Here is a 1,440-nt window from a genome sequence, read left to right on the forward strand (position 1 = left end):
TATATTCGGGTGTTGTAGTTAAAGTAGTAGCCGATTTCTAAATTGGTTCTGGTATTTTGAAAGGTGCTGTCTTGTTTGAAAATATTCAAGTCGGCTTTCATTCCGAAAGGGCTTTTGAATAGATATGGAAGTTCCAAACTCAGGTTGAACGTTTTTTGGTCTTGCCCATCGCTTTTCCAATAAAGTGCAATTTTTTCACCCGAATTTAGAATGTTATTAAGGATTAAATCCAAGTAGCCGCTGACAACCAATTTGTCTTTTTCGTCATTGGTGAATCCAAGATATCCGTCAAATGAGTTTGGTTTTGCTTTTTCTAAGTAAACATAGATTTTAGTGGAATCCTTGGTAAACAAAATTTCGGGATATTTTTGCTGTTTGACAAAGCGGTATTTTTCAAAATCAGTATAAATTTTTTCTAGGCTTTTTTGGTTGAAGGTTTTGTTCTTGTGCAGACGCAAGATATTTTTTTTGTGGCCTTCGGGAAATTTAGGATAACCGTTTATGACTATGTTGTTGATGTTTCTTTTGATTTCTGTATTTACCGATAGAGAAGCGGTAATGAAATGAGGTTGTTTTTCAATGGAGGAAAGTTTGGCTTTGGCCATTGCGTAACCCTTATTCTCTAATTGTCTTGTTACAGTGTTTAATAAAAATTCTATTTCCTCAAAAGGCAAGGTTACAGAATCGTTCTTGAAGGAGAAGTTTTCGGGTATAAATTCCTGAAAATTTATACCTATATATATGCGCGCATATTTAATTCTGTTTTCGAGTTGGTATTTGTGTGTAAAAACAGAGTCGTTAACTTTATGGGTTTCGACGATTTTACAATCCAAATAGCCTTTCTTATTTAGCTTTTCTGTAAGTAAAATATTTTCTTCGGTAATGGATTTTAGAGATTTGTGTTTTTTTTCATAGCCAATACTGTCGATGATTTTGGTTTCGCTGTCATTGCTGCCGGAAATTTTCAAGTACAAGTTTTGAGCAGCGGTTTTTCCGCCAAAGAGGGACAAGAAAATAAGAAAGAATATCTTTTTCAATCGCATAGAGCTTTGCTTCAAAATAACGTAAAAAATCTCTTTTTATTACGGTTAATCAAATCTAAAAAGAATCTATTTGAAAATTAATTAATTAAGATTTGTTTCGATAAAAATAATTACTACATTTGCAACCCCTAAAAAAGGGGGATTTTAATAAATAAAGAAATTTTAGTATTTAATTATGCCAACAATTCAACAATTAGTAAGAACAGGAAGAACTCAAATCACTAAGAAGAGTAAATCGGTTGCTTTAGATTCTTGTCCTCAAAGAAGAGGTGTTTGTACGCGTGTTTACACTACTACTCCTAAAAAACCAAACTCTGCGATGCGTAAAGTAGCGCGTGTACGTTTGACTAACGGAAATGAAGTGAATGCTTACATCCCTGGAGAAGGACACAATTTA

At 33.3% G+C, this 1,440-nt stretch carries 1 protein-coding gene and 1 pseudogene; one reads left to right on the forward strand and one right to left on the reverse strand.

Going from position 1 to position 1,440, the window contains the following annotated elements:
* Positions 1 to 1,037 (reverse strand): annotated as a pseudogene (locus C0512_RS15620) (hypothetical protein); the annotation flags it as partial.
* A 181-nt stretch (positions 1,038 to 1,218) separates the two neighbouring features.
* Here C0512_RS15620 and rpsL point away from each other — a divergent pair.
* On the forward strand, positions 1,219 to 1,440 hold a 222-nt coding region (rpsL, locus tag C0512_RS15625; protein WP_290863241.1), incomplete at its 3' end, for a 30S ribosomal protein S12.

The sequence above is a fragment of the Flavobacterium sp. genome (genome assembly GCF_013822155.1).
Taxonomy (GTDB): domain Bacteria; phylum Bacteroidota; class Bacteroidia; order Flavobacteriales; family Flavobacteriaceae; genus Flavobacterium.